General features: G+C 68.1%; 2 protein-coding genes. One reads left to right on the plus strand and one right to left on the minus strand.

Going from position 1 to position 1162, the window contains the following annotated elements:
* On the minus strand, positions 1-566 hold a 566-nt coding region (locus tag PGX04_RS28240), incomplete at its 3' end, for a sodium:calcium antiporter (RefSeq protein ID WP_377043594.1).
* Between the two features lie 212 nt (positions 567-778).
* Between PGX04_RS28240 and PGX04_RS28245 the strand changes: the two genes are divergently transcribed.
* Positions 779-1162: shikimate dehydrogenase family protein (locus PGX04_RS28245; protein ID WP_377043596.1), on the plus strand; the 384-nt coding region annotated here is incomplete at its 3' end.

Genomic DNA, 1162 nt, shown 5'->3' on the forward strand with positions numbered 1-1162 from the left:
CACCGCGAGCCGACGACGAGCGTGACCAGCCCGCCGACGACGAGCGCGACGTCCCGCACGGACGCCCCCGACTCCGCGTCCGGTTCGTCGACCATCGGCGGGGACTCCTCACTGACGGCGTACAGAATACCCGCCGTGAACCCCGCGAGGGCCAGCAGGAAGAGCACCCCCTCGAGGCGACCGATCCGTCCGTTCGCGCCGAGGGCGACCAACAGGATCGCCGCGAACACCATCACGGGAACGTGCTGCCGGAGCACCCGGTCACTGATCTGCAGCGGTTTGATCAGCGCGGAGATCCCGAGTACCAGTCCGATGTTCGCGATGTTCGAACCGACGATCGTGCCGAGTCCGACGTCGCTCGAGACGTTCAGCGCGCCGATCGTCGAAACGAACAGTTCCGGCGCGGTCGTCGCGAACGCGATCACCGTCACGCCGACGGTCGCGGCCCGGAGCCCGATCCCCATCGCCAGCCGCCCCGCGCCCGCGACCAGCAACTCGGCACCACCGTACAGCGCGACGATCCCGCCCGCCAGCAAGAGGAGGTCGAGCGGGGTTCCGGAGAGCATAGCACCGGCTACTCGAGAGGGGTGTAAAAACGACGCGAATCGATATCTCATCCTTCCGGCACGCGCAGAACGCTCGCCGGCGCGGCGACTGTCGCGGGATCGGTTCGAACGACTCGAGCCCGCCCGGACTGCCACGCCGCCACTGCGGACACTTCGCTGCCGGACCAGTCCGATTATGGTTCCGCCGTACCGAGTGCCAGGAAACGATGGTTATGGACGTTTACGGTTTACTCGGCAATCCGGTCGGTCACTCGCTGTCGCCGCCGATGCACGAGGCCGCGTACGACGAACTCGGGCTCGAGGCGCGCTACGTGACCTTCGAGCCCGACGAAGACGATATCGACGACGCGATCCGGGGGGCCGACGCGCTCGGAATCGCGGGGCTCAACGTGACGATCCCGTTCAAACGGGACGCGCTCGAGATCGTCGCGCCGGAGGATCTGGCGACCCGGATCGGCGCGGTCAACACGATCGACTTCTCGGGGTCGGGCCCGCCGACGGGGTACAACACCGACGCCGTCGGCGCGTTGCGCGCGTTACGCGATCACGATGTCCAGGTCGAAGATGCGCGCGCGGTCGTCGTCGGGGCCGGCGGT

The sequence above is a fragment of the Natrinema soli genome, assembly GCF_028618695.1.